General features: G+C 71.3%; 21 protein-coding genes. 11 read left to right on the top strand and 10 right to left on the bottom strand.

Features of this window, described 5'->3' with window-relative positions; genetic code table 11:
* The first annotated feature begins 69 nt into the window (after positions 1–69).
* On the top strand, positions 70–1,542 hold the full coding sequence (ahcY, locus tag Q9S36_RS24255) for an adenosylhomocysteinase (protein ID WP_311287380.1): 1,473 nt from the start codon (positions 70–72) through the stop codon (positions 1,540–1,542).
* Positions 1,543–1,551: 9 nt separating this feature from the next.
* On the opposite strand, the gene Q9S36_RS24250 is transcribed toward ahcY, so the two are convergent.
* On the bottom strand, positions 1,552–2,418 hold the full coding sequence (locus Q9S36_RS24250; RefSeq protein ID WP_311287379.1) for an RDD family protein: 867 nt from the start codon (positions 2,416–2,418) through the stop codon (positions 1,552–1,554).
* A gap of 16 nt (positions 2,419–2,434) precedes the next feature.
* Here Q9S36_RS24250 and Q9S36_RS24245 point away from each other — a divergent pair, with 16 nt between their 5' ends.
* From Q9S36_RS24245 to katG, 3 genes are read left to right on the top strand one after another with little or no spacing between them, the layout of a single operon-like run.
* A complete protein-coding gene (locus Q9S36_RS24245; RefSeq protein WP_311287378.1) occupies positions 2,435–3,430 on the top strand; it encodes a stage II sporulation protein M in 996 nt (331 codons plus the stop codon).
* Positions 3,431–3,466: 36 nt separating this feature from the next.
* Positions 3,467–3,949: a Fur family transcriptional regulator gene (locus Q9S36_RS24240; protein ID WP_396653837.1), complete on the top strand. Its 483-nt coding sequence runs from the start codon at positions 3,467–3,469 to the stop codon at positions 3,947–3,949.
* Positions 3,950–3,982: 33 nt separating this feature from the next.
* Positions 3,983–6,331 carry a catalase/peroxidase HPI gene (katG, locus tag Q9S36_RS24235; RefSeq protein ID WP_311287377.1) on the top strand — a complete coding sequence of 783 codons (2,349 nt, stop codon included), beginning with the start codon at positions 3,983–3,985 and terminating at the stop codon, positions 6,329–6,331.
* Between the two features lie 60 nt (positions 6,332–6,391).
* Here katG and aqpZ read toward each other — a convergent pair whose 3' ends face one another.
* From aqpZ to Q9S36_RS24205, 6 genes are all read right to left on the bottom strand, one after another.
* Positions 6,392–7,204, bottom strand: a complete 813-nt coding sequence (gene aqpZ, locus Q9S36_RS24230; RefSeq protein WP_311287376.1) for an aquaporin Z — start codon at positions 7,202–7,204, stop codon at positions 6,392–6,394.
* Between the two features lie 98 nt (positions 7,205–7,302).
* Entirely contained in the window at positions 7,303–8,604 is a 1,302-nt protein-coding gene (locus Q9S36_RS24225) for a DUF58 domain-containing protein (protein WP_311287375.1), read from the bottom strand.
* A gap of 11 nt (positions 8,605–8,615) precedes the next feature.
* Complete coding sequence (locus Q9S36_RS24220; RefSeq protein ID WP_251453234.1) at positions 8,616–9,602, bottom strand: MoxR family ATPase; 987 nt, start codon at positions 9,600–9,602, stop codon at positions 8,616–8,618.
* A complete protein-coding gene (locus Q9S36_RS24215) occupies positions 9,599–10,780 on the bottom strand; it encodes a DUF4350 domain-containing protein (protein ID WP_311287374.1) in 1,182 nt (393 codons plus the stop codon). The genes Q9S36_RS24220 and Q9S36_RS24215 overlap by 4 nt, the downstream gene beginning before the upstream one ends.
* Entirely contained in the window at positions 10,777–11,433 is a 657-nt protein-coding gene (locus Q9S36_RS24210) for a DUF4129 domain-containing protein (protein ID WP_311287373.1), read from the bottom strand. Before Q9S36_RS24210 ends, Q9S36_RS24215 begins: the two co-directional genes overlap by 4 nt.
* A complete protein-coding gene (locus Q9S36_RS24205; RefSeq protein WP_311287372.1) occupies positions 11,430–12,719 on the bottom strand; it encodes a hypothetical protein in 1,290 nt (429 codons plus the stop codon). The genes Q9S36_RS24210 and Q9S36_RS24205 overlap by 4 nt, the downstream gene beginning before the upstream one ends.
* Positions 12,720–12,900: 181 nt before the next feature.
* Here Q9S36_RS24205 and mtrA point away from each other — a divergent pair, with 181 nt between their 5' ends.
* The 5 genes from mtrA (at position 12,901) to hpf (ending at position 18,505) form a co-directional block, all read left to right on the top strand.
* Complete coding sequence (mtrA, locus tag Q9S36_RS24200) at positions 12,901–13,581, top strand: MtrAB system response regulator MtrA (RefSeq protein WP_251453230.1); 681 nt, start codon at positions 12,901–12,903, stop codon at positions 13,579–13,581.
* Positions 13,582–13,588: 7 nt separating this feature from the next.
* Positions 13,589–15,304, top strand: a complete 1,716-nt coding sequence (gene mtrB / locus Q9S36_RS24195) for an MtrAB system histidine kinase MtrB (RefSeq protein ID WP_251453229.1) — start codon at positions 13,589–13,591, stop codon at positions 15,302–15,304.
* Positions 15,301–16,968, top strand: a complete 1,668-nt coding sequence (locus tag Q9S36_RS24190; protein WP_311287371.1) for an LpqB family beta-propeller domain-containing protein — start codon at positions 15,301–15,303, stop codon at positions 16,966–16,968. Before mtrB ends, Q9S36_RS24190 begins: the two co-directional genes overlap by 4 nt.
* A gap of 258 nt (positions 16,969–17,226) precedes the next feature.
* Positions 17,227–17,757, top strand: a complete 531-nt coding sequence (locus Q9S36_RS24185) for a phosphoribosyltransferase family protein (RefSeq protein ID WP_311287370.1) — start codon at positions 17,227–17,229, stop codon at positions 17,755–17,757.
* A gap of 88 nt (positions 17,758–17,845) precedes the next feature.
* Positions 17,846–18,505: a ribosome hibernation-promoting factor, HPF/YfiA family gene (gene hpf / locus Q9S36_RS24180; RefSeq protein ID WP_311287369.1), complete on the top strand. Its 660-nt coding sequence runs from the start codon at positions 17,846–17,848 to the stop codon at positions 18,503–18,505.
* Between the two features lie 62 nt (positions 18,506–18,567).
* Here the strand turns inward: hpf and Q9S36_RS24175 are convergent, their stop codons facing one another.
* The 3 genes from Q9S36_RS24175 to Q9S36_RS24165 are packed head-to-tail and all read right to left on the bottom strand — an operon-like array spanning position 18,568 to position 22,370.
* Positions 18,568–19,923, bottom strand: coding sequence for a hypothetical protein (locus tag Q9S36_RS24175; protein ID WP_311287368.1), 1,356 nt, complete (start codon positions 19,921–19,923; stop codon positions 18,568–18,570).
* A 38-nt stretch (positions 19,924–19,961) separates the two neighbouring features.
* Entirely contained in the window at positions 19,962–21,692 is a 1,731-nt protein-coding gene (locus tag Q9S36_RS24170) for a DEAD/DEAH box helicase (protein WP_311287416.1), read from the bottom strand.
* A gap of 57 nt (positions 21,693–21,749) precedes the next feature.
* Positions 21,750–22,370, bottom strand: a complete 621-nt coding sequence (locus Q9S36_RS24165) for a PadR family transcriptional regulator (RefSeq protein WP_311287367.1) — start codon at positions 22,368–22,370, stop codon at positions 21,750–21,752.
* 229 nt (positions 22,371–22,599) lie between these two features.
* On the opposite strand from Q9S36_RS24165, the gene secA reads away from it, so the two are divergent.
* Positions 22,600–25,401 (top strand): preprotein translocase subunit SecA, encoded by a 2,802-nt coding sequence (gene secA / locus Q9S36_RS24160; protein ID WP_311287366.1) that lies wholly within the window; start codon positions 22,600–22,602, stop codon positions 25,399–25,401.
* Between the two features lie 89 nt (positions 25,402–25,490).
* Complete coding sequence (locus Q9S36_RS24155; RefSeq protein WP_311287365.1) at positions 25,491–26,717, top strand: pyridoxal phosphate-dependent aminotransferase; 1,227 nt, start codon at positions 25,491–25,493, stop codon at positions 26,715–26,717.
* Positions 26,718–26,738: the final 21 nt, after the last annotated feature.

Here is a 26,738-nt window from a genome sequence, read left to right as displayed (position 1 = left end):
CGGACGTCCCGCGCGTCGTCCGAAGTCGTCGGGGAGCCTCGCTCCGGGCTGAGGTGGAAGAATGGCCGGATGCCGATCGATACCGCCGACGCACGCCCGCGCACGCTCGACCACGAGGTCGCCGACCTGACCCTCGCCGCCGTCGGGCGTCACCAGATCCGCCTCGCCGAGAACGAGATGCCGGGACTCATGGCCCTCCGTGAGGAATACGGCCCCACCCAGCCGCTGCGCGGCGCGCGGATCGCGGGGTCGCTGCACATGACGGTGCAGACGGCAGTGCTCATCGAGACCCTCACCGCCCTCGGTGCGCAGGTGCGGTGGGCGAGCTGCAACATCTTCTCCACGCAGGACGAGGCGGCCGCCGCCGTCGTGGTCGGACCCCACGGCTCGCCCGATGCCCCCGCCGGCGTCCCGGTGTTCGCGTGGAAGGGCGAGACGCTCGAGGAGTACTGGCGCCTGGCCGATCGCATCTTCGACTGGTCCGCCGAGGGCTTCGACGGCCCCAACCTCATCCTCGACGACGGCGGCGACGCGACACTGCTGGTCCACCGCGGCGTCGAGTTCGAGCGGGACGGTGCGGTGCCGGCGGCTGACGCGAGCACCTCGGCCGAGTACCGCATCGTGCTGGACACCCTTCGCGCGAGCCTCGCCCGGGATCCGCAGCGCTTCACGCGCATCGCGGACGGCCTGATCGGCGTCACCGAAGAGACCACGACCGGTGTCCACCGCCTGTACGAGCTCGCGGCATCCGAACGCCTGCTGTTCCCGGCGATCAACGTCAACGACTCGGTCACGAAGTCCAAGTTCGACAACATCTACGGCATCCGCCACTCCCTTCCCGACGGCATCAACCGCGCCACGGACGTGCTGATGGGCGGCAAGGTCGCGTTCGTCGCAGGCTACGGCGACGTCGGCAAGGGCGCCGCCGAGGCGCTCCGCGGACAGGGCGCCCGCGTGATCGTCGGCGAGGTCGACCCCATCTGCGCTCTTCAGGCCGCGATGGATGGTTTCCAGGTCGCACGGCTGGAGTCGGTGATCGGAGACGTCGACATCGTCATCACCGGCACCGGCAACACCCGCGTCGTCACCGCGGAGCACCTCCTCGGCCTCAAGCACCTGGCGATCGTGGCGAACGTCGGCCACTTCGACGATGAGATCGACATGGCGGGGCTCGCGGCGATCCCGGGTGCCGAGCGCATCGAGATCAAGCCGCAGGTGCACGAATGGCGGCTGCCCACGGGGCGGAGCGTCCTGGTGCTCAGCGAGGGTCGCCTGATGAATCTCGGCAACGCCACGGGGCACCCCTCGTTCGTCATGAGTGCGTCGTTCTCGAACCAGGTCCTCGCACAGATCGAACTGTTCACCCGCACCTCGGAGTACCCGACCGGGGTCTACACCCTGCCCAAGACGCTGGACGAGAAGGTGGCTCGCCTGCACCTGGGTGCGCTCGGTGTGGAACTGACGACGCTGACCGACGAGCAGGCGGGATACCTCGGTGTGCCGGTCGAGGGCCCGTACAAGCTGGACCACTACCGGTACTGATCCTTCGGGTCAGCGCTCCGGGAGGCCTCGGCGACGAGCGGCGCGCGCACCGACGAGCGCTGCGACGCGCTGCTCTTCGAGCGTGAGCGCCCGCAGTTCTCGGTCACGCCGGACGGCGACGACCGCGCGCACGAAGGTCTCGGGGTCCGAGGCCGGGGTCGGCGAGACGAAATCCGACGCCTCGCGGGCCAGCGACGCCGCGAGGCGGATGCGTGCCGAGGGCTCCATCCGCTCCGCGCTGGCGGTGAACTGGGCGAGACGACGGGCGAGCGGGTCGGGGAGCCGCGCGACGTCCGCCGTTCCTGACCAGGCGTGCAGCGCCGCCGGAACGCCCGGAGCGGGTGCGGGCAGCCGCGGGGTTCGCGTGCGCTCTGAATAGGTCCCGGCGACGAGATCCCCCAGTCGCTGCGAGCGGGGGGTGAAGGCGCCCACGAGCGCGGCCACCGCACCCAGCGTGAACCACAGCTCGAAAACCCCCACCAGTGCGCGGATGAAGGCGTGCCGGAACCCGGCCGCTCCGCCGTCGACGCGCACGATCCGGCCGCCGACCGCGAGTCGCCCGAGGCTGCGCCCGCGCGTCACGGTCTCGATCACAGTCGGGATGACGACAGTGATGAGGACGAGCACGACGATGGTGAGGATGGGGGCGACGGCTTCGTCCAGCAGGCCGGCGGCCACCAGGTTGATGGCGACGTAGGCGAAGAGGACGAGGGCCGCCACCCCCAGGGCGAAGTCGATGAGAGCGCCGAGCCCGCGCAGGAAGAAGCCGAGGGGCTGGACGTCGAGGGCGACCGCCTCGCCGGTGAGGACCTCGTCCTGGTGGATCTCGACGACCGCGCGCGCGGGCGACGTGACGGGTGCTGCGGGGCGGGGCATGGGTACAGTAAAGCAAATGGATCTCGACGCGCTCGCCGCCGCCCGGCGCGAGGAATGGCAGCGGCTGGACGACCTCAGCCGTGCACGACGGCTGAGCGGATCCGACGTCGACGAGCTCGTGACGCGCTACCGAGCCGCCTCGGCGGACCTGGCGGGCATGAAGACCGCGGCCGGCCGGACGCCCCATGGTGATCACGTCTCCACCATGCTCGGACGGGCACGGCTGCAGCTGACCGGCGCGCCCGAGAACGTGCTGCGGCAGATCCCGCGCTTCTTCGCGCTGCAACTCCCCGCCGCCCTGTACCGCATCCGGTGGACCACCGGCGCGGTCGCCGCCGGCTTCCTGCTCGTGCTGGTGCTCGTGGCGATGTGGATCTCGGGCGATGACGCGCTCGTGGCGAGCCTCGGTCCGCAGGCGCAGCTCGAGCAGTATGCCGAGAACGACTTCACGCAGTACTACAGCGAGAACCCCGCCGCCGTCTTCGCCGGCACGGTCTGGACGAACAACGCGTGGATCGCGGCGCAGTGCGTGATGTTCGGGATCACGGGCATCTGGCCGCTCATGGTCCTCGTGCAGAACGCCGTCGGCGTGGGGACGGCGGCGGCTGTCATGCTCGCGTTCGACCGCGGGGACGTCTTCGTCCTCTACATCCTCCCGCACGGCCTGCTGGAGCTCACGAGCATCTTCGTCGCGGCTGCCGCCGGCCTCCACATCTTCTGGGCGTGGGTGGCGCCGGGACCACGCCGTCGCGGCGAGGCGCTCGCGACGGAGGGCCGCGCGCTGGCGGCTGTGGCGATCGGCCTCGTGCTCGTCCTCGCCGTCGCGGGCGCCATCGAGGGGTTCGTCACCGGCCAGCCCTGGCCGTGGCCGGTGAAGATCGGCATCGGCGCGCTCGCGCTCGCGCTCTTCCTCGTCTACATGCTGGTGGTGGGTCGCCGAGCCCACCGGCTGGGCGAGACCGGAGACCTGACCGAGTACGAAGCCGGCACGCCGACGGTCGTCGCCGGGTAGTTTTGATTCGATCAAAACAAGGCTAGACTGGCCGGCGTGACCAGCCCCGCCCGCACCCGCGCGTCGGCCACCCGCGCGTCGGCCGACGCGGTCGACACCGCAGCGGTGCTGCGGTCCGCCGGGCTGCGGGTGACGGACTCCCGTCGCGCGGTCCTCGATGCGCTCGCGGCGGCTCCCCACGCGAGCGCGGACGACGTCTACCGCAGGGTGGCGTCCGTTCTCCCCGCCACCAGCCTGCAATCGGTGTACAACGCGCTCACCGACTTCGCCGACGCGGGGCTCGTCCGGCGCATCGAGCCCGCCGGCCGCCCGGGTCTCTTCGAGCTGCGCGTCGACGACAACCATCACCACCTGGTGTGCACGACGTGCGGCCGGGTCGAGGACGTCGACTGCGCCGTCGGCGCGGCTCCCTGCCTCGCCCCGTCCGACGGTCACGGCTTCCGCGTCGCCACTGCCGAGGTCACCTTCTGGGGCGTCTGCGCCGCGTGCGCCGTCGACCAGCCCTCCCGCATCGCCTGAACCACCCCTGACCGCCCGAATGGAAGGACATCCATGACCGACAAAGAGAACGTCGTGCCCGAGATCGGTGAGAACCCGACCGGCATCGACCAGTCCGTCACCGACATCGACACGCCTGTCGACGAGCGTCTCGACGGCGAGGACCGCCCCCGGTCCAACCCCGACGACGCCGGCTCGTGCCCCGTCATCCACGGCGAGTCCCGCCCGGCGGCGGCCACCTGGACCGGTCCGCAGCCGCACCCGACCGTGGGGTCGGCCAATCGCGTGTGGTGGCCCAACCAGCTCAACCTGAAGGTCCTGGCCAAGAACCCGGCCGTCTCCAACCCCCTGGGTGAGGGCTTCGACTACAAGGCCGCCTTCGAGAGCCTGGATCTGGCCGAGGTCAAGCGCGACATCGAGTCGCTCATGACCGACTCGCAGGACTGGTGGCCGGCCGACTTCGGCCACTACGGGCCGTTCATGATCCGTATGGCGTGGCACAGCGCCGGCACCTATCGCGTGACCGACGGCCGGGGCGGCGGCGGAGCCGGCATGCAGCGCTTCGCGCCCCTCAACAGCTGGCCCGACAACGTCAGCCTCGACAAGGCCCGCCGTCTGCTGTGGCCGGTGAAGAAGAAGTACGGCCAGAGCCTGTCGTGGGCGGACCTCATGATCCTCGCCGGCAACGTCGCGCTGGAGTCGATGGGGTTCAACACCTTCGGCTTCGGCGGCGGGCGCCCCGACGTGTGGGAGCCCGACGACGACGTGTACTGGGGCCCCGAGACCACGTGGCTGGGCGACGAGCGCTACACCGGCGACCGCGAACTGGAGCGCCCGCTCGCGGCGGTCCAGATGGGTCTCATCTACGTCAACCCCGAGGGACCCAACGGCAACCCCGACCCGCTCGCGTCGGCACGCGACATCCGCGAGACGTTCGGCCGCATGGGCATGAACGACGAGGAGACGGTCGCGCTCATCGCGGGCGGACACACCTTCGGCAAGACCCACGGCGCCGCTCCCGACACCCACCTCGAGAACAACCCCGAAGCCGCCGGTCTCGAGATGCAGGGTCTCGGCTGGAAGAACAACTTCGGCACGGGCAAGGGCGACGACACCATCACCTCCGGGCTCGAGGTCACGTGGACCTACCACCCCACCCGCTGGGACAACGAGTACTTCCACATCCTCTACGCGTACGAGTGGGAGCTCATGCGCAGCCCGGGCGGCGGCCACCAGTGGCGGCCGGTCAACGGCGCGGGCGCCGACATGGTGCCGCTGGCCCACTCCGACGGCCGTCGCGAGCCCCGCATGCTCACGAGCGACCTCGCCCTGCGCGTCGATCCCGACTACGACCGGATCTCGCGTCGCTTCAAGGACGACCCCGTCGCCTTCGGCGACGCGTTCGCCCGGGCATGGTTCAAGCTGACCCACCGCGACATGGGACCGATCGATCGGTACCTCGGGCCCGAGGTTCCGGCCGAGGAGCTCATCTGGCAGGATCCCGTGCCGGCTGTCGATCACGACCTCATCGACGCCGCGGATGCCGCAGCGCTGAAGGCCCGGGTCCTCGACAGCGGTCTCACGGTGTCGCAGCTGGTGGCCACCACGTGGGCCGCGGCATCCTCTTTCCGCGGCAGCGACAAGCGCGGCGGAGTCAACGGCGCGCGTATCCGCCTGGCGCCGCAGAAGGACTGGCAGGCCAACAACCCCGCGCGTCTGGCGACCGTCCTCGCAGAGCTCGAGAAGATCCAGGCGGAGTTCAACGAGGGACGCGCGGACGGCAAGAAGGTGTCGCTGGCCGATCTCATCGTGCTCGCCGGCAACGCCGCGGTCGAGAAGGCGGCGAAGGATGCCGGTCACGACGTCGAGGTGGTCTTCCACCCCGGGCGCACCGACGCCACGCAGGAGCAGACCGACGCGCTGTCGTTCTCGTACCTCGAGCCCGTCGCGGACGGCTTCCGGAACTACTACGGACCGGACGCCACGCTGCCCCAGGAGCACCACCTCATCGACAAGGCGAACCTGCTGACCCTCAGCGCGCCCGAGATGACGGTGCTCGTGGGAGGCCTGCGGGTGCTCGGTGCGAACTGGGACGAGTCGGACCACGGGGTGTTCACCGACCGGAAGGGCGTGCTGACGAACGACTTCTTCGTGAACCTGCTCGACCTCGGCACCACCTGGAAGCCGGTCGACCCGGGTTCGCACGCCTTCCTCGGCACCAAGGACGGCTCGGGCGAGCGGGTCGGCGTCGGCACCCGCGTCGATCTGCTGTTCGGGTCGAACTCCGAGCTGCGCGCCCTCGCCGAGGTGTACGCGGCGGACGATGCCCGGGAGAAGTTCGTGCGCGACTTCGCCGCCGCGTGGGGCAAGGTCACGGAGCTGGACCGCTTCGATCTCGTCTGACGACACGGCAGAAGGCCCGTCCCCGTCCGGGGGCGGGCCTTCTGCCGTCGCGACGGCGGTTCAGCGCACGCGCGCGACCTTCGGAGCCGGGGCCACGCCGCCGCGCTCGAACAGGGCGCGGTGGATGAGGCCTCCGAGAAGGCCGCCCACGAGCGGGAACACGATGAACACCCACAGCTGGCCCAGCGCCATGCCCCCGCCGTAGATCGCCGTGGCGATCGAGCGTGCGGGGTTGACCGAGGTGTTGTCGATGGGAATCGAGGCCAGGTGGATGAACGTCAGTGTGAGCCCGATCGAGATCCCCGCGAAGCCCGCGGTACCGCGCTGGGGATGGGTGACGCCCAGGATCACCATGAGGAAGATCGCCGTGAAGAGGATCTCTGCGATGACCGCGGCGCCGAATCCGAAGCCGCCCGGCGACAGTTCGTCCCAGCCGTTGCTGGCGAAGCCGGCGTTCTGCGCATCGCTCAGCCAGGTTCCGGGGCCGAAGATGCCGATGAGGACGATCAGCGTCGTTCCGACCGCGCCACCCACGAGCTGGGCGGCGATGTAGCCCGGTGCGTCCTTCCACGCGAAGCGCCCGGACGCGGCGAGGCCCACCGTGACGGCGGGGTTGAAATGGCCGCCCGAGATCGGGCCCCACGTGTAGATGCCGGCCAAGAGGGTGAGGCCGAAGGCGAGGGCGACGCCGACGAAGCCGACGCCCAGAGACGTGCCGGCGTCGCTCGCGCCGAAGTCGGCGGCGAACAGCGCCGTGCCGATCGAGCCGAAGACGAGCAGGAAGGTGCCGAGCGCCTCAGCGACGAGGCGTTCGGTGGTGGTGTAGGCGGGGGCGGAGGCGACGGTGTCGCGCGGGGTTCTGGACGAGGGCATGGCGAGCTCCTTCTCTCGCCGCGAGGATATCGCCGCCCGGGGTCCGCGCGCAGGATCCCGTCCCGGGGGCCCGCGTGTCCGCGCGGGCAGGAGGGGGTTCAGAGGCGCCCGGCCGCCTTGAGTGCCAGATAGCGGTCCGCGATGCGCGGTGGCAGGTCGTCCGGACCGGCGGCGATCGCCTCGCCTCCGGCGCGACCGATGGCGAGGGCGACCGCGTCGGCGTCGCGGGCGCTGCGTGCGTAGGCGGCGGCGCGATAGACGTCCTCGGCTTCGGGCCGGTCGGGGAACTCGGGCGTCTCGTCGGTGACCGTGCCGACGAGGACGCGGGTCCGCGCAGCCAGCGAGGGGAGGGATCCGAGGAAACTCCGGGCGGCGTCGGGTGCGTCCTGGGCCGTGAGCAGCACCACGAGCGAGGGTCGCGATGTCAGGGCGCGTGCGGCGGCGAACCCCGCAGTCCAGTCGGTGTCGATCAGCTGGGCTTCGACGGGCGCCATCGCGTCGACCAGCGCGGGGAGGAGGCCGGGCCCGTCCACGCGCGTGACCCGGGCGCGCACGACGCGGTCGAACATGAGCAGGTGGGTGTGGTCGCCGGCGCGAGAGGCCAGTGCCGCCAGCAGCAGCGCCGCCTCCATCGCGGCATCCAGTCTCACCCCGTCGCCGACGCGCGCGGCGGCCGTCCGGCCGGTGTCGATGACGATCACGACATGCCGGTCCCGCTCGGGACGCCAGGTTCGCAGCATCGTGGTGGCCGAGCGGGCGGTGGCGCGCCAATCGATGGAGCGCACGTCGTCGCCCCGCACGTACTCGCGCAGGCTGTCGAACTCGGTGCCCTGCCCCCGCACCTGCAGGCTGGTGTTGCCGTCGAGCTCTCGCAGCCTGGCGAGCCGGGAAGGGAGGTGGCGCCGCGAGGTGAACGGGGGCAGGACGCGCACGGCGCCGCGCGAGCGGATCGACGCCTGCCGGCCCGCGAAGCCGAGGGGCCCGAGCGAGCGCACGACCACGAACTCGCTGGACAGCTCGCCGCGACGCCGGGGGAGGAGGGCGACGCCGACCGTGCGCGCCTCGCCCGGGGGGATGAGGACGCGGGGTCGGGACGGGTCGGCTCCCGCCGTGGGCTGCCACGCATCGCGCACGCGCCCGCGCAGCAGGCGCGTTCCGGTGTTGCGCACGGTCACGCTCGCCCGTGCCGGCTCGCCGCGGCGCACCCGCCGGGGCACGTCGCGGGTGATCTCGACGCGGCGCGGGTCGGCGGCGAGTGCGACGTCGGCGGCGATCACGACGAGACACAGCCCGAGCCAGCCGGCCGCGGCAAGCCACGCGTCGATGCCCGCGAGCGAGAGCAGCACCACCGGAACGACGCCGGCGGCGACCAGGAGCGGGGAACGAGCGGAGAGGAACATGCGGTGCGGGGTCAGATCGGCACGCGCGTCTGCTGCAGGACCGAGCCGAGCACGGCGTCGACCGAGACGCCCTCGAGTTCCGCATCGGGGCGCAGCCGGATGCGGTGCCGCCACGTGGGCACCACCATCGTCTGGACATGGTCGGGTGTGATCGCCGGATAGCCGCCGAGCCAGGCCCACGCCTTCGCCGCCGCCAGCAGCGCGGTCGAAGCGCGCGGGCTCACCCCCAACTGCACCGAGGGGCTCCGCCGCGTCGCGTGGGCGAGGTCGACGACGTAGCCGAGCACGTCGTCCGACACGGTGACGGATGCCGCGGCGCGCTGTGCTGCGCGGATCTCGTCCGCGGTGACGACCCGTCCCAGGCCCGCGGCGGCCAGATCGCGGGGGTCGAAGCCGGCGGCGTGGCGACGCAGGACGGCGAACTCGGCGTCGCGCGCCGGAAGATCGACGACGAGCTTCAGCAGGAAGCGGTCGAGCTGCGCCTCGGGCAGCGTGTACGTGCCCTCGTGCTCGATGGGGTTCTGGGTCGCGGCTACCAGGAACGGGTCCGGGAGCGGGCGCGTGACGCCGTCCGTCGAGACCTGCCGCTCCTCCATCGCCTCGAGCAGGGCGGCCTGGGTCTTCGGCGGGGTGCGATTGATCTCGTCGGCGAGCAGCACGTGCGTGAACACCGGGCCCTCGCGGAACTCGAACTCACCCGTCCGCGCGTCGTACACGAGCGACCCGGAGACGTCCCCGGGCATGAGATCGGGCGTGAACTGCACGCGCCGGGTCTCGAGTCCCAGGGCGGTGCTGAGCGCGCGCACGAGGAGTGTCTTCGCGACCCCCGGCACACCTTCCAGCAGCACGTGGCCACGGGCGAGCAGCGCGATGAGGAGCCCGGTCACCGTTCCGTCCTGTCCGACGACCGCCTTTCCCACCTCGACGCGGACGCGGTTCATCGCGTCGCGCAGGGCGGCATCGTCCGGGGCGCCGGGGCGCGCGGGGGAGTCGGTCATCGGTTGGTCCTTTCCTGTCGGGCGGCCGCGTGCACGGCCCGCTCCAGATCGCGAAGAGTCACGCTGAGGGCGACGAGGTCGGCGTCGGAGGCGGGGACCCCGTCGACGAGGGCGGCGCGCACCGCACGGGGATCCCGTCCCGAGACCGCTGCCGCGGCATCCGACACCTCGAGCGCGCTCGCGCTCGGTCCGAGTCCGACGAGCCGCGCCAGCCGATCGAGCGTGTCAAGCCGCAGCTGATCGGCGGCGTGCCCCGCGTCGCGCGCCCGTGAGTACAGTCGCGCGCGGCCCTCCGCCGTCTCGGCCGCACGCACGGTCACGGGAAGGCGCTCGGCCACCAGAGGCCCGAATCGGCGGCCGCGCCAGACGCCGGCGGCGACGCCTGCCGCCAGCAGCAGCACGATGGCAGGGCTCACCCACGGCGGTGTCAGCTCGCCGAGGGTGACGTCGGTGTCCTCGATGTCGCTGTCGGCCAGGGTGGGCAGATACCAGACGACGACCGCGTGGCGCCCCAGCAGGTTCAGACCGAGTGCGGCGTTGCCGTCATCGGCGAGGACGTCGTTGGCGAGGAGCGCACGCGCGTCCAGCGCGGCGACACGCGTGCCGCCGTCTTCGGCCACGAGCAGGCCGGCGCCCGCGCCCGACGGATAGCACGCGGTGACCTCGTCGCCGGCGAGGTAGACCGCTCCCGGCATCACCGCGCCCGCGCGCTGCGCCTCGTCCCGCGGGCAGGCCGGATCGACGGGTGCGCCGTCCGCCTCGCCGACGGGCGACGACCCCGGCAGGAGAAGTTCGAGAGTGCGGGAGCGCGGGTCCAGGAGCACGACGTCCGCGGCGCCGGCCGTCAGCGCGCGCAGACCGTCGTCCGAGAGCGCCGGCGCATCGGGCAGGGCGAGGGTGGCGGAGCGCTGTGCGAGGGCTTCGGCGGCGGCGAGTCGATCCCGGGTCACCATGACCTCGACGCCGTTCTGCTCGAGGATCCGGGCGATGGCGCGGGTGCCTGCGGGGCCGGCCGACTCGGGATCGAGCGCACCGCGCTGAGTCCAGTCGCCGAGGCCCGAGATCCACGCTCCTGCGCCGCCGACCACCAGGAGCACGATGCCGATCGCCGTCCATGCCGCGATGCGGCGACGACGCGACGGTGCAGCCGCGACCGCGTCGGTCTCCGCCGGCGTCACGCCGGCACCGCCGAGGCGGTCGCCGCACGCTGGGAGACGACCGCCTCGTCGGCCGTCACGACGGCCCGGTACAGGGCCTCGGTGCCCGGTCGGCGCAGGTAGCGGACGTCGTCGAAGGCGGCGGCGGCGTCTTCGAGTACGCCCGCACAGCCCGGGAAGGCGCGAGCGGCGGCGCGCGCGAAGCCGTGCACCGTCGTGCCGGGCGGCGTGTGGACGACCCCGCGCTCTACCGTGCCGCGCGCCAGTGCACGGAACCGCAGGACGATCGCGGCGGCCCACTCACCGCGATCGGCGTGAACGGCGGCGTCGCGGCGAAGCTCATCCGCCGTCCGCTCATCGTCCTCGTCGAAGAGGGTCTGCGTCGTGCCGCGCGCTCGATGAGTGCCGCGCGGCACCCCCCAGATGAGGAAGGCGGCGAGGATGACCGCCGCGACGACGACCGCCGCCACCAGCGCGAAAGTGGACCCGATCGCGGGGGGCACATCCGCGGAGAAGAGATCGGCGAAGAATTCGCCGACGGCGCTCGCCGCGCGGTCGAGGAACGTCGGCTCGGCGGCGTCGTACGCGGGATCGGCGAGCTCGCGCCGCGCCCACTCGCGCCCTTCTTCCCCGTCGGGGATGAGCGGCGGGGCTGCGGCCGGCGTCGCGGTCACGACGCCGATGCGCCGCGGTCGTCAGGAGCGGCACCCGGCGCAGCCCACTGCGTCGCATGCGGCGGAGCGGGCGGGACGCCCGGCCCACCGGCGTAGGGCGGAACGCTCGGCGGCGCGGCCGGGGGCGCGACGTGAGGCGCGGTCGGAGGCGGCGCATAGCGTGGTGGCGCGCCGTGCGAAGCGGCCGGGTACGGCGGCACCCCGGGGTGGGGCGGGGCGCCGTACGGAGCGAGGAAGCGCGGGGCGGCGAGGCGACCGATGCCGACGAGGTAGGGATCGGGGAGATCCGCTGTCCCGGCATCCCTCTTCTCGACGTACGAGAGCAGGTCGAGATCGAGGCCCTCGCGCCGCATGCGGCAGTCGATGTACACGATGGCCGTCGTCGTGGACTGCACCACGACGGCGACCGACTGGATGAGGAGCGTCACCGCCTGCGCGAGCAGGAGGGTCACGATCATCCCGATCACCGCCGCCGCGTCGGGGGCGCCGGTCGGGGCGATGATGGAGGACAGTCCTGCCGAGAGGAAGGAGAAGGGGAGCGTGACGACCTGGGCCACGGCGCCGAAGACCAGGGAGATCACCACGATGATCCCGAGTGTGGACCAGAAGCGTCCGCGCACGAGGGTCCACGCCCGGACCACGGCTGCGCGGATCGTCGCGCGCTCGATGATGATCGCCGCGGGAGCCAGCAGCAGCTTCGTCGACAGCCACAGGCTGAGGGGCAGCGCCGCGAAGAAGACCAGCACCGCCAGCCCGATGGCGGCGGGGGGCGCGGCCATGCCTATCGCGAACAGCAGGGCGACGACGATCGCGATGACCGCGAGGACGGCGAGCGCCACGAGGAACGCGTAGCCGATCAGACGCAGGGCGACCGGCCTGACCTGACGCCACAGGGCCCCGAGCGACAGCTTCTCGGCGACAGCGGCGTGCGAGACCTCGGTGACCACGATGCCCTGGACGATGACCCCGAGCGCGCCGGCGGCGAGGCCGAGCACCAGCCCCGCCACGAGGGTGATCGCCACGGAACCCGCGGTGATCTGGTCGAACTCCTCGGTGCCCGGACGCACCGTGTCCAGTCGCGAGAACGACGCGATGGCGATCCCCCCGACGGCGGCGAGCACCACCAGGTACCCCACGGTCTGGACGAGGAGCGCGAAGCCGAGCAGGACGCGCGGATTCTGCCGCAGCGCGGCGAACGAGCGGCCGAGGATCGTCCCGAACGACAGCGGATGCAGCGGGATGATGCCCGGCCGGGATGCCGGCGTCCAGGCGGGATAGGCGGTCACGGTGTCCCCCTCGTGCGTCGTGGCCATCCCTATCGTGGCACACAGGGCGGGCGATGCTGGGCGAACGCACGGCGCGCGCTGGGCGGCACCGCGCGTGAGGTCGACTACTCTGTGGGGAGCGCACGGGGAGCGGTGCACTCATCGCCGTGCCCCCATCCCGACGCAAAGGACGACGCGGCAGATGACATCACGCATCCTGGTGGTCGATGACGACACCGCCCTGGCTGAGATGATCGGCATCGTCCTGCGCACCGAGGGGTTCGACACGGTCTTCTGCGCCGACGGCGCGCAGGCGGTCGAGACCTGGCGTTCCGAGAGGCCCGACCTCATCCTGCTCGACCTCATGCTGCCGGGGATGGACGGAATCGAGATCTGCACCCGCGTGCGCGCCGAGTCCGGCATCCCGATCATCATGCTCACGGCCCGCACGGACACCGCCGATGTCGTCAAGGGACTGGAGTCGGGGGCCGACGACTACATCGTCAAGCCCTTCAACCCGAAAGAGCTCGTCGCCCGCATCAAGACGCGACTGCGCCCCGCGGGCAGCCCCACGGGCGACGTCCTGCGTATCGGAGACCTCATCGTCGACGTCTCGGCCCACGAGGTCCGCCGCGGGGACGCGCCGATCGGGCTGACGCCGCTGGAGTTCGAGCTCTTGGTCGCCCTGGCGTCCAAGCCGCAGCAGGTGTTCTCGCGCGAGATGCTCCTCGAGCAGGTGTGGGGCTACCACTACAAGGCGGACACCCGGCTGGTGAACGTGCACGTGCAGCGCCTGCGGGCGAAGGTCGAGCGCGACCCCGACAACCCCAAGATCGTCACGACGGTCCGCGGCGTCGGGTACCGCGCCGGCGCCGTCGTGTGAGCCTGCTGTGGTCTCCACCGGCACGGGCGTGACGGCGACGACGGCGTCGCTGGACACCTGGCGCGAGTGGCGCACGTGGCCGCGGCGGGTCGCCAGCCTCTGGCGGCGGTCGCTGCGGTTCCGGACGCTCGTGGTGACGCTCGGCCTGACCTCCCTCGCGGTCGCCGTGGCGTGCGTGTGGATGGCGCTGGCGATTCAGAACGACCTGTTCGACTCACGGCTCCGCCAAGTCCTCACCGATGCCCAGCGGGCGACCGCGACAGCTCAGACCACCCTCGACAGTGCGGCGCCGCAGGGAGATCAGGTGCGGCTGCAGAACGTCATGACCGCGGTCAACACCGAACTGCGTCAGCAGTCGGCCGCGGATATGTTCGCCGTCTTCCGCATCGGACCGCCGACCGACAACGCCCCCCAGGACTTCGCCACCGCCCCGTGGGCGGAGGAGATCATCTCGGACGGGCTGCGCGATCGGGTTCAGCTCGGCGCGGACCAGCAGTGGTGGCAGTCCGTCGCCCTCCCCGCCGAGGGCGGCGAGGTGCCGGGCATCATGATCGGGCAGCAGCTGCAGGTGCCGGATGTGGGTCCGTACGAGCTGTACTTCGCCTACGACCTGGCCGGGGCCGCTCAGACGCTGGGCTTCGTGCACGGCACGCTGTGGTTCTCGGGTATCGCCCTGGTGGTCCTCATCGGCGGCATCTCGTGGTTCGTGCTGCGCTCGGTGACGATCCCGATCGCCGAGGCGGCGGAGACGAGCGCGAAGCTCGCCGCGGGTCGTCTGGGCGTCCGTCTCCCGGTGCGGGGAGAGGACGAGCTGGCCACCCTTGGTCGATCCTTCAACGCCATGGCCGACAGCATCGAGTCGCAGATCAAAGAACTCGCGGACCTGTCGCTCGTCCAGCAGCGCTTCGTGTCGGACGTGTCGCACGAGCTGCGCACGCCGTTGACCACGATCCGCCTCGCCGCCGACATGATCTACGACCAGCGCGAGGACTTCGATCCGACCACCGGACGCGCCGCCGAACTCCTCAACGCGCAGGTGCAGCGATTCGAGACCCTCCTGACCGACCTGTTGGAGATCAGCCGCTACGACGCCGGCTCGGTGCAGCTCGAGCTCGAGCCGACGAGCCTCGCCCACCTCGCCGAGGATGTCATCGCCTCGATGCACCAGCTCGCCGAGCAGCACGGCACGGACGTGAGATTGGTGGCCCCGGGCGGGTATTCTCCGGTCGACATGGACCCGCGGCGCGTGCGCCGGATCGTGCGCAATCTGCTGGGCAACGCCATCGAGCACGGCGAGGGACGACCGATCGTGGTCACCGTCGACAGCAGCCAGCAGGCCGTGGCGATCGGCGTGCGCGACTACGGTCTGGGGATGCGACCGGAGGACGCCGAGCGGGTGTTCGACCGCTTCTGGCGCGCGGACCCGTCCCGCACCAGAACGATCGGCGGCACCGGGCTCGGACTGTCCATCGCCCTCGGCGACGCGCGTCTGCACGGCGGCGAGCTGGCGGTGTGGAGCGAACCCGGCCGCGGCACCCATTTCGTCCTGACGCTCCCGAGAGGAAGCGGCACAGGCGAGGTGACGTCCCCCATCGACGTGCATCCCGCCGACGACGCCGCCGCCGGGATCGACGCCCTCGGACTGACCCAGCCGATCGAGGTGCCGCCGGCCGATCTCGCCCAGGACGCGCGCCGGGCCGCCCCGGCAGGAGGCTCCGCATGACGGTTCGTCGCGGCCTCGCCGCCCTGCTCGCCATGATCCTCGCGGTCGCGCTCACCGCATGCGCCGGCCTGCCCACGAGCGGTCCGGTGTATCCGGGCCAGGAGGCGGAGGACACCGGTGCCCCGCAGGACACGATCTTCCTGCCCGATCGTCCGCAGCCCGGCGCTGCGCCCGAGGACATCGTGGAGGGATTCATCCGCGCCGGTTCCGGGCCCACCGACAGCTGGGCGCGGGCGCGCGAGTTCCTTGCACCCGAGTTCACCGACTGGCGTCCCGAGGCGGGCGTCACCGTGGTCCTTCCCGGTGACCGCATCTACGACGTGGGGGAGGACGGCACCGTCACCCTGTCGGTCGTCGCGATCGCCACGGTCGACGACGGCGGGGCCTACGAGCCGGTGGCGGCCGGCACCACCGTGCTGTCGTACCGGCTGGCTCAGCAGTCCGACGGCGAGTGGCGGATCACCGACGCGCCCGACGGGATCGTGCTGGACCGCGACGTCTTCCCGAGCGTGTACCAGCGGTACTCGGTCTCCTACTTCGACCCGACGTGGCAGTACCTCGTCCCGGATCTGCGGTGGTTCCCGACGACGAACGCCGCCACCCGCGTGGCCGACGCCCTCGTGAACCGGCCCGTGGCCGAATGGCTGGCTGATTCCGTCGTCACGTCCTTCCCGGAGGAGGTGACCGTTCGCGCCGCCGTCCCCGTCGAGTCGGGGATCGCCCAGGTTGAACTGAGCGCTGAGGCACTCGACGTGGACGCCGACACCCTCGACCGCATGTACACCCAGCTCCAGGCGAGTCTCGCCACCGCCGGGGTGACGCGCGTGGAGATGTCGGTCGCGCAGGCGCCGATCGACGCGGATGCCGTCTCCACACGCTCCGCCCGGGTGTCGGGACCGCCGCTCGTCCTCGTCGAAGAGGGCTTCGGCTTCCTCAGCGGCGACGAGCTCACCGCCCTGGAGGGGCTGTCGTCGGTCATCCCCGCACTCGCGCCGCGGGCCGTGCAGGTGGGCCCCGACCGCGACGCCGCCGCCGTGCACGCGGACGACGGCAGGGTCTACCGGGTGGTGGACGACACCGCCGTTCCGGTCGACGAGCGGGACCGGCTGGTGGATCCGACCATCGACGGGTACGGGGCGGTATGGAGCGTCCCGGCCACCGATCCTTCGGCGCTGGTGGCGGTGATGCCCGACGGCGCGGTCGTGCAGGTCGCCGATGCGTTCCCCGGTGCGAGCCGCATCGCCGCTCTGTCGGTGTCGAGGGACGGCACCCGGATGGCGGCCGTCGTGACGACCGGGGCGCGATCCGAGATCTGGGCAGCCGGTGTCGTCCGCGACGAGGGGATACCCGTCCGGCTGGCCGAGCCGCGCATCCTCGGCGCCGTGACCGGCGTGCCCGGCGGACTCGCGTGGCTCGACGAGGCCGCTGTCGGCGTCCTCACCGCCGAGGACGATGCGAGCACGGTCTACGAGCAGGTCGTCGGGGGGCCGGCGTCGACCACCTCGGCGCCGGTCGACGTCGCCGACATCGCCGGCGGAGCCACGGTGTCCAACGTCCGCCTCCGAACCGAGGACGGCACCCTTCTGGTCCGTCGTGGCGCGAACTGGCAGGAGTCGGCGACCGGGATCGCCGTGCTGGCCACGCAGCAGGGCGCTCCGCAGTAGCCCTCCCCACCCCGTCGCCCCGTCGCAACGGTCCACAACCTGGCCGCGCGACGGCGCCGGTGACCGGGCGTCCGGCACGCTGACGGCATGAGCGCCTCCTCCGTGCCCTGGCCCCGCTGGATCCGAGAGTGTGTAGCCGACGCCCTCGCAGACGCGGTGGCGCTGCTTCTTCCGGTGGCGTGCGCCGGGTGCGATGAACCCGACCGCGCGTTGTGCGCGTCCTGCCGGAGCGCGCTGCGCCCGCGTCCGCGACGGGCGATGACGGACGACATCGTCATCGTCAGCGGGCTGGACTTCGACGGAGTCGCCGCGCGCGTGATCCGCGCGCTGAAGGAGGACGGCCGCACCTCACTGGCGAACGCGCTGGCCCCCGCGCTGATCGCCGCCGTCGCGGCGTTCGGGCACAGCGGCGCGGTCGTCGTGCCGGTGCCCACCTCTCGAGCGGCTTACCGGCGCCGCGGGTACCGCGTTCCCGAGACGGTGGCGGCTCGCGCCGGCATCCCGGTCGCGCGGCTGCTGCGGCTCACGCGACGTACAGCCGACCAGCGCGGGCTCGATCGCGACGGCAGACGGCGCAACGTCGCGGGGAGCATGCGCGCGTCCCGCGCGCAAGGGCTGCGCGTGCTCCTCCTGGATGACGTCGTGACCACCGGGGCCACGCTCGCCGAAGCGGCACGCGCCCTGCGCGAGGGCGGCGCGGAGGTTCTCGGGGCGGTCACGATCGCCGCGACCCGGCGTCGCTTCGCGCACAGCGTACACCCGCCGGACACAACCCGTTTTCATGCGTGACAGGCGTCTGCCACCGGGCTAGCGTGGGGGGTACAAGGCGACTGATGGTCCGCCCTTGACCGGGCGGACCGGAACAAGGAGGTCAAGGATGGAAACCAGCATCGTCGGCGTGGGAGTGGGGATCACCGATCGATTCCGCTCGGTTGTCGAAGAGAAGGCCATTCGCATCGAGCACCTCGCCCCGCGCGCGCAGCGGGTCGACGTGAAGGTGACGCATCGCACCTACCACAACGGTCGCATGGAGGACGAGACCGTCGAACTGACCGTCAACGGCAAGGGCCCCATCGTGCGGGCCGAGGCCACGGACGGCGACAAGTTCACCGCGCTCGACCTCGCCGTCGACAAGCTGTGCGAGCAGCTCCGCAGGGCGAAGGACAAGCGCGTCGACGCCCGCAATCACCCGCGGGGGGCGAAGTTCGAGAAGGAGAAGGGCACGCTCGAGGGCATCGACGTCGAGCCGGCCTCGGTCGAGGTGCTGCGTGCACTGGCCACGGGCGAGGTGCCGATCATCTCCGCCGCGGACGACGAGGAGGAGTACACCCCCGTCGTCATCCGCACGAAGGAGTTCGATCCCGAATGGATGACCGTCGAGGAGGCGGTCGACCGTATGGAGCTGGTCGGCCACGACTTCTTCCTCTTCGTGGACGCGCGCACCGATCACCCGAGCGTCGTCTACCGGCGCAAGGGGTGGGACTACGGTGTCATCTCCCTGACGACCCAGGCGGCCCCCGCCGAGCTGGCTTCCTGACGGACTGACGACGATGCCCCGGATCCGCGGATCCGGGGCATCGTCGTCGTCAGAGCGAGACGTCAGTCGAACATGCCGTCGAGGAGGCCGCCGATGACGAGGCCACCGAGGATGCCGCCCATGACATCGCCGCCGCCGCCGCGTCGTCCGCCGCCCCACCCCTGCTGCGGGCCGCCCCACTGATCGGGTCCGCCCTGCGGGCGGGAGCGGTCGATGTCGCGCTGCGCGAGCTGCAGCGCTTCGCTGGCGAGGAAGGCGGCGCGGCGGGCGAGGGCGAACACCTGCTCGCGATGGTCCTCCTCGATCGTCGCCGCCGCGGCAGCCGAGGTGCCCACGTAGCGGTCGATGTCCAGGCGCGTCCGCTCGGCCTCGGCCAGACGCGTGCGGGCGTCGGCGCCGATCCACCCGCGGTGGCCGGCGATGACGTCCCGCGCGACGGCGAGCTGCCGGTCGGCGTCGTCGATCGCGTGCCGGACGTGCGCGAGGTCGGGGATCGGGCGGGCCGCTCGTTCCCGCGCCTTGGCGATCGCGGCATCCAGCGCGGCGTTGGCCTCGCGCAGCCGCGTGAGCTGTGCGAAAGGATCGGTGTTGACCCCCGCGGCGGGAAGAGCGGCCAGCGCGTGCTGCAGGTCTGCGATCGCGGCGCTGACGGCAGGGGTGTGGGGCTCGCGCAGTGCAACCACGAGATCGTCGCGCGAGTCCTCGACGACGGCGGCCAGCGTCGACTCGGCCCGCAGGGCCTCGATCTCGAACGTCTCGACGGCGTCGAGGAGCGTCTCGGCGCGCCGCACGGATTCCGTCGCGGCTTCGAGGGCGAGGTTCGCCTGCTCGCGGTGTCCGGCGTCCCGTCGCCGCTCCGCGATCCCGGCGCTGTGCTCGGCGAAGCCGAGCAGTTGGTCGGCTTCGCCCGGATTGGACTCGATCTGCGACAGGGCGTGCGGCGAGTACCGGGCTGCGAGGCGCTGCACGGTCTCACGAGCCTGGGGCAGACGCGACCGCAGCAGGTCGGCATCGCGTCGGACGCCGGCGATGATCTCGGGTGCGCGCCGTGCGCGTTCGATGGCCTCGGCGAGGGTGGACGTGCGGTCGTCGAGCAGGTCTTCGGCCCACTCGCACAGCTGCACGATGCGCGCGTTGCGGGTGCGCAGCTCTTCGGGGGTGTCGGGGATCTCGTCGTGGTTCAGCTGATGGAGGTGGAACGCTTCGGCGAGGTGCGTGCGGACGGCGTCCAGCGCCTCGCGCAGGTCGCCGGTGGCGCCGGAGCCGAGCTCCGCCTCGGCGAACGCGAGCTCGTCCGTGGTCAGTCGGATGCGCTCATCGGCCGCGACCAGCGCCGTCCGCGCACGACGCGCCAGATCGGCGTCCTGCGCCTGCAGCTGTTCATCGTCGCGCTTGCGCTTGCCCCAGAAACCGGCCATGAACCGATCCTATGCGTCGACTCCGCCCGAGGACCGCGTCAGCCGTCGCTGCGCGAATGGCGCGGCCGTCGCGCGTCTCGTGCGGGGCGCTCCTCGCGGGGTCCGCGGTCGCTCTCGCGTCGTCTGCCCGGTCCGCCGGTGTCCGGTCGCAGTTCGATGAGGCGTCCCGAGATGCGCGTGTCCGAGAGACGCTCCATCGTGCCGCGCGGCAGGTCTGCGGGCAGCTCGACGAGCGAGAAGTCGGGGCGGATCTGGATCGCACCGAAATCGTCGCGGCGCAGGCCCCCCTCGTTGGCGAGGGCTCCCACGATCTGCCGGGGCTCGACGCGATGGCGCTTGCCGACAGCGATGCGATACGTGGCCATGCCCTCGCGCGGGCGACGCTCCGGTCGCGTGCCCCGGTCGTCGCGGCCGCGGTCGCGGTCGTCGCGGTCGCGGTGCTCGCGGACGGGACGCTCGGGCTCGGGCTCGAGCAGCAGCGGCGACTCGCCCTGGGCGACCACCGCGAGAGCGGCGGCGACGTCGACCTCGGGCACGTCGTGGTTGCGCACGTAGTGGGCGACGATGTCGCGGAAGCCGTCGATGCGCTCCGTCTCGGCCAGTGCGGCGGTGATCCGGTCGTCGAAGCGCGAGAGGCGCGTCACGTTCACCTCGTCGACGCTCGGCAGGCGCATCTCGGTGAGCTCCTGGCGCGTCGCGCGTTCGATCGCGCGGACGAGGCCGCGCTCGCGGGGGGTGACGAAGCTGATCGCGTCGCCGCTGCGGCCGGCCCGGCCGGTGCGGCCGATGCGGTGGACGTAGGACTCGGTGTCGGTGGGGATGTCGAAGTTGACCACGTGCGAGATCCGCTCGACGTCCAGGCCGCGCGCGGCGACGTCGGTCGCGACGAGGATGTCGAGCTTGCCGGACTTCAGCTGGTTCACGGTCTTCTCGCGGACGGGCTGGGCCACGTCGCCGTTGATGGCCGCGGCCGAGTACCCCCGGGCGCGCAGCTTCTCGGCGATCTCCTCGGTCACGCTTTTGGTGCGACCGAACACGATCATCCCGTCGAAGTTCTCGACCTCGAGGATGCGGGTCAGGGCGTCCATCTTCTGCTGGAACGACACGATCAGGTAGCGCTGGGTGATCGTGGCCGACGTGGTCGTCTTGGTCTTGACGGTGATCTCTTCGGGGTCGTGCAGGTACTGCTGCGACATCCGGCGGATCGCGGCCGGCATGGTTGCCGAGAAGAGGGCGACCTGCTTGGTGTCGGGCGTCTCGGCGAGGATCGTCTCGACGTCCTCTGCGAAACCCATCTTCAGCATCTCGTCGGCCTCGTCCAGCACGAGGTACGTCAGCTGAGAAAGGTCGAGCGTGCCCTTGTCGAGATGGTCCATGATGCGGCCGGGGGTGCCCACGACGATGTGGACGCCGCGCCGCAGCGCCGACAGCTGCACGCCGTAGCCCTGGCCGCCGTAGACGGGCAGGACGTGGACGCCCTTGACGTGGGAGGCGTACTTCTCGAAGGCCTCGCACACCTGGAGAGCGAGCTCGCGCGTGGGGGCGAGCACGAGGGCCTGCGGCGTCTTCTGCGACACGTCCAGCCGGTCGAGGATCGGAAGGGCGAAGGCGGCGGTCTTGCCCGTTCCGGTCTGCGCCAGTCCGACGACGTCGCGCCCCTGGAGCAGGGTCGGGATGGTGGCGGCCTGGATCGCCGACGGGGTCTCGTATCCGACGTCGCGCAGGGCCTTCAGGACGGCGTCGCCCAGCCCCAGGTCGGCGAATGTCATCGCGGCGGGCTCGGCGGGAGCCTCGGCCTCGATCGGGTTCTCGTCAGTGGACACAGTTCAGGGTAGTGCGACCGGGCTGGGAGGAGCCAGAGCGCCCCGCGCCCGGGCGGGGCGTCCGCGGCGCGGCCGCGCAGCCGAGAGCTCGAGCCCGGAGCGCCCACCCGGATGCCGCGACAGGCGCTCGGCGGTCCGATCGAGCCACCGCAGCTCCGACTCGGCGGCAAGCACCAGGCCGTCGATCACGATGGCCCGGGCGAGGGCCTCAGGCCCCTCGGGGTCCGTCGGAGCCGACGCGCGCAGCCGCGCCAGTCGCTCGGTGCCTGCGCGGCGCTGCGCCGAGAGGATGGCGCCCGCATCGGCTCCGGGAAGAGTGGCGGCGAGGGCGAGCTTGATCGCGAGCTCGTCCCGGGTGCCGGACGGTCGGTCCACGGGAGAGGTGAGCCAGCGCCGGGCCTCTGCGGTTCCGGCATCCGTGATCTCGTAATAGACGTGACCGTGGTCGTCGGTCGCGCCCTTCACGACGAGCCCGTCTCGCTCCAGCCGGTCGAGCGTGTTGTAGATCTGGCCGACGTTCAGCGGCCAGGTCGAGCCCGTGCGACGCTCGAATTCCGCCCGGAGCTGGTAGCCGTAGCACGGCCCCTGATCGAGGATGGCCAGCAGGCTCTGCCTCACCGACATGTGCTCTCCGCCCTGTTTCTGCATACCCGGTATGTGGATTCCGAGCATATGCATACCCGGCATGGGCCCTCGGATGCCGCCTCTCGGCGTGTCCGATCCGCAAGCCGCCGCATCCCACCCAGCGCACGCCGAGGTCACAGCCCGATAACATGGGGCAGGTATGCCCGGGCGCAGGTCGCCCGTGCGCGGCGGCGCGGCCCGCGCCGGATCCGACAGATGGAGACACTTCGTGGCAAACCCTCTCGAGAAACTGCTTCGTGCCGGCGAGGGGCGCATCCTGCGACGGCTGCAGCAGGTCGTGAAGGCCGTCAACGCGCTCGAAGAGGACTACGCGCAGCTCACCGACGAGGAACTGCGCAGCGAGACCGCCGAACTGCGGACGCGGCACGAGGGCGGCGAGACGCTGGAACGCCTGATGCCCGAGGCGTTCGCCGCCGTTCGCGAAGCCGCCAAGCGCACACTCGGCCAGCGCCCGTACGACGTGCAGATCATGGGCGGCGCCGCCCTTCATCTCGGCAACATCGCCGAGATGAAGACCGGTGAGGGCAAGACCCTCACCGCGGCCTTCCCCGCCTACCTCAACGCCATCGCCGGCGAGGGGGTCCACATCGTCACGGTCAACGACTTCCTGGCGTCCTACCAGTCCGAGCTCATGGGCCGCATCTACCGGGCCCTCGGCATGACCACCGGCACCATCGTTTCGGGGCAGACGCCCGAGGTCCGCCGCGCCCAGTACGAGTGCGACATCACGTACGGCACGAACAACGAGTTCGGGTTCGACTACCTGCGCGACAACATGGCCTGGCGCCGCGAGGATCTCGTCCAGCGCGGCCACTTCTTCGCCATCGTCGACGAGGTGGACTCGATCCTCATCGACGAGGCCCGCACCCCCCTCATCATCTCGGGCCCGTCCTCGGGGGAGGCGAACCGCTGGTTCGTCGAGTTCGCGAAGGTCGCCCGGACGCTCGAGCCCGGCGTCGACTACGAGGTCGATGAGAAGAAGCGCACGATCGGCGTCCTCGAGCCCGGCATCGAGAAGGTCGAGGACTACCTCGGCATCGACAACCTCTACGAGTCGGCCAACACTCCGCTCATCTCCTTCCTCAACAACTCGATCAAGGCGCTCGCGCTGTTCAAGCGCGACACCGACTACGTCGTGATGAACGACGAGGTCATGATCGTCGACGAGCACACCGGCCGCATCCTCGTCGGCCGGCGGTACAACGAAGGCATCCACCAGGCCATCGAGGCCAAAGAGGCGGTGCCGGTCAAGGCCGAGAACCAGACCCTCGCCACGGTGACGCTGCAGAACTACTTCCGCCTGTACGACAAGCTCTCGGGCATGACCGGCACGGCCGAGACCGAGGCCGCCGAGTTCATGTCGACCTATCAGCTGGGCGTCGTGCCGATCCCGACGAACAAGCCGATGGTCCGCAAGGACCAGTCCGATCTGGTCTACAAGAACGAGCAGGCGAAGTTCGCGCAGGTCGTCGAAGACATCGTGGAGCGCAACAGAGCGGGCCAGCCCGTGCTCGTGGGCACGGTGAGCGTGGAGAAGAGCGAGTACCTCTCGCGGCTGCTGGCCAAGAAGGGCATCAAGCACGAGGTCCTCAACGCCAAGAACCACGCGCGAGAAGCAGAGATCGTCGCACGCGCGGGGCGCGTGGGCGCCGTCACCGTCGCCACCAACATGGCAGGCCGCGGTACCGACATCATGCTCGGCGGCAACGCCGAGTTCCTGGCCGTCCAGGAGATGAAGGCCAAGGGTCTGGACCCGGTCGAGACGCCGGACGACTACGAAGCCGCGTGGGACGACGTCTACCAGTCCACCAGGGACGTGGTGAACGAGGAGGCCGAGAAGGTCATCGCCGCCGGAGGCCTCTACGTCCTCGGCACCGAGCGGCACGAGTCGCGTCGCATCGACAACCAGCTGCGCGGCCGCTCCGGCCGCCAGGGCGACCCCGGCGAGAGCCGCTTCTACCTGTCGCTCACCGACGACCTGATGCGCCTGTTCCAGTCGGGCGCGGCCGAGGCGATCCTCGCCCGCACCAACTTCCCCGACGACGTCGCGATCGAGTCGGGCATGGTGTCGCGCGCGATCAAGAGCGCGCAGAGCCAGGTCGAGGCGCGCAACGCCGAGATCCGCAAGAACGTGCTGAAGTACGACGACGTCCTCAACCGCCAGCGCGAGGCGATCTACTCCGACCGCCGCCACATCCTGCACGGCGATGACATCGCCGACCGGGTGCAGCACTTCGTCGAGGACGCCATCGAGGCCGTCATCGACGACCACACCGGGTCGGGTCACAACGAGAGCTGGGACTTCGACGCGCTCTGGACCGAGCTCAAGACGCTCTACCCGGTCGGCGTCACGATCGACGAGGTCGTGGCCGATGCGGGCACGAAGGGACGGATCACCGCCGAGGGTCTCAAGCGCGAGATCCTCTCGGACGCGCGCATCGCGTATCAGAAGCGCGAGGAGTCGCTCGGCTCGCCGGCCATGCGCGAGCTGGAGCGACGCGTCGTCCTGCAGGTGCTCGACCGCCGCTGGCGCGACCACCTCTACGAGATGGACTACCTGAAGGACGGCATCGGCCTGCGCGCGATGGCCCAGCGCGATCCGCTGATCGAGTACCAGCGCGAGGGCTACCAGATGTTCCAGTCGATGATGGGCCAGATCAAGGAAGAGACCGTCGGGTACCTCTACAACCTCGAAGTCGAGGTCCGCCGCGCGGACGGCGACCAGGCCGAGGTCGAGGCCAAGGGCCTGTCGACCCCCGCCGTCGAGGGGCAGCGACTGCAGTACACCGCCCCCAACGACGCAGGCGAGGTCGAAGTCCGCAACGAACGCGGTCAGGTGCAGCAGGCGGCCACGTCGAAGCTGCGACAGGCTGCGGCCGCGGCATCCGCTGGCGAGGAGCCGGCCGGGGCAGAGGCTCCGCGCGGGGCTTTCGGCCAGAGGCAGGATGCCGCCCCTTCCGCGCCGGCATCGAACCGGGCCGAGCGCCGGGCGGCCGACAAGCGCAAGTGACGCCGACGAGCGCGTCGGGATGCGCGGTCCGGCGGCAGCGGGCCACGCATGCGCCATTGGCTCTGCCGGCCCCCGGATATCCTGATCCGATGAGCCCGCTGCGCCCCCTCGACCAGTCCACGAAGCTGAAGGACGTCCTCTACGAGATCCGGGGGAAGGCACTCGTCGAGGCCGATCGGCTCGAGGCCGAGGGCCACACGATCCTGAAGCTCAACACCGGCAACCCCGCCGCGTTCGGATTCGAGGCTCCGTATCAGATCGTGCGGGACATGATCGAGGCGGTGCCGCACGCCCACGGCTACAGCGACAGCCGCGGCATCATGTCGGCCCGTCGCGCCGTGGTCTACCGGTACGAGCAGGACGAGTCGTTCCCCGCGTTCGAGCCGGACGACGTCTACCTCGGCAACGGAGTGTCCGAGCTCATCACGATGGTGATGCAGGCTCTGCTCGACGACGGCGACGAAGTGCTGATCCCCGCTCCCGACTACCCGCTGTGGACGGCGATGACCAGCCTCGGCGGCGGGACGCCCGTGCACTACGTGTGCGACGAGCAGAACGGATGGCAGCCCGACCTCGAGGACATCCGGGCGAAGGTGACTCCGCGCACCAAGGCGATCGTCGTGATCAACCCGAACAACCCCACCGGCGCGGTCTATTCGCGCGACGTGCTCGAGGGGATCGCCGCGATCGCGCGCGAGCACTCGCTGCTGCTGCTCTCCGACGAGATCTACGACCGCATCCTGTTCGACGACGCGCAGCACATCCCGATGGCCTCGGTCGCCCCCGACCTGCTGTGCCTGACCTTCAACGGGCTGTCGAAGACCTATCGGGTGGCCGGCTACCGGTCCGGGTGGCTCGTGATCACCGGCCCGAAGTCGCACGCCTCGGGCTTCCTCGAGGGCATCACGCTCCTGGCCTCGACGCGGCTGTGCCCGAACGTCCCCGCGCAGCACGCGGTGCAGGCGGCGCTGTCGGGTGTGCAGTCCATCGACGCCCTCATCGGCCCCTCGGGTCGCCTGCACGAGCAGCGGGACGCCGCATGGGAGGGTCTGCTGGCGATCCCCGGGGTGACGTGCGTCAAGCCGGCGGGCGCGCTCTACGCCTTCCCCCGGTTCGATCCCGAGGTGTACGACATCCGGGACGACGCGAAGTTCGTGTACGACTTCCTCGTGGCCGAGCACGTGCTGCTCGTGCAGGGGACCGGGTTCAACTGGGCGACGCCCGATCACGTGCGTATCGTGACCCTGCCCGAAGCCCGCGTGCTGTCCGAGGCGGTCGAGCGGCTCGGCAACTTCCTGGCGTCGTATTCGCAGTGACGCCGGTGGGTTGATCGGGCC

The organism is Microbacterium sp. ARD31, assembly GCF_031844425.1.
This window is presented reverse-complemented; position numbering and strand designations above follow the sequence as displayed.

Excerpts from the sequence above, each read along its gene's own strand:
- ahcY (WP_311287380.1), top strand. The coding sequence starts at position 70 with ATGCCGATCGATACCGCCGACGCACGCCCGCGCACGCTCGACCACGAG.
- Q9S36_RS24250 (WP_311287379.1), bottom strand. The coding sequence starts at position 2,418 with ATGCCCCGCCCCGCAGCACCCGTCACGTCGCCCGCGCGCGCGGTCGTC.
- Q9S36_RS24245 (WP_311287378.1), top strand. The coding sequence starts at position 2,435 with ATGGATCTCGACGCGCTCGCCGCCGCCCGGCGCGAGGAATGGCAGCGG.
- katG (WP_311287377.1), top strand. The coding sequence starts at position 3,983 with ATGACCGACAAAGAGAACGTCGTGCCCGAGATCGGTGAGAACCCGACC.
- aqpZ (WP_311287376.1), bottom strand. The coding sequence starts at position 7,204 with ATGCCCTCGTCCAGAACCCCGCGCGACACCGTCGCCTCCGCCCCCGCC.
- Q9S36_RS24225 (WP_311287375.1), bottom strand. The coding sequence starts at position 8,604 with ATGTTCCTCTCCGCTCGTTCCCCGCTCCTGGTCGCCGCCGGCGTCGTT.
- Q9S36_RS24220 (WP_251453234.1), bottom strand. The coding sequence starts at position 9,602 with ATGACCGACTCCCCCGCGCGCCCCGGCGCCCCGGACGATGCCGCCCTG.
- mtrA (WP_251453230.1), top strand. The coding sequence starts at position 12,901 with ATGACATCACGCATCCTGGTGGTCGATGACGACACCGCCCTGGCTGAG.
- Q9S36_RS24190 (WP_311287371.1), top strand. The coding sequence starts at position 15,301 with ATGACGGTTCGTCGCGGCCTCGCCGCCCTGCTCGCCATGATCCTCGCG.
- Q9S36_RS24185 (WP_311287370.1), top strand. The coding sequence starts at position 17,227 with ATGACGGACGACATCGTCATCGTCAGCGGGCTGGACTTCGACGGAGTC.
- hpf (WP_311287369.1), top strand. The coding sequence starts at position 17,846 with ATGGAAACCAGCATCGTCGGCGTGGGAGTGGGGATCACCGATCGATTC.
- Q9S36_RS24175 (WP_311287368.1), bottom strand. The coding sequence starts at position 19,923 with ATGGCCGGTTTCTGGGGCAAGCGCAAGCGCGACGATGAACAGCTGCAG.
- Q9S36_RS24170 (WP_311287416.1), bottom strand. The coding sequence starts at position 21,692 with ATGACATTCGCCGACCTGGGGCTGGGCGACGCCGTCCTGAAGGCCCTG.
- Q9S36_RS24165 (WP_311287367.1), bottom strand. The coding sequence starts at position 22,370 with ATGTCGGTGAGGCAGAGCCTGCTGGCCATCCTCGATCAGGGGCCGTGC.
- Q9S36_RS24155 (WP_311287365.1), top strand. The coding sequence starts at position 25,491 with ATGAGCCCGCTGCGCCCCCTCGACCAGTCCACGAAGCTGAAGGACGTC.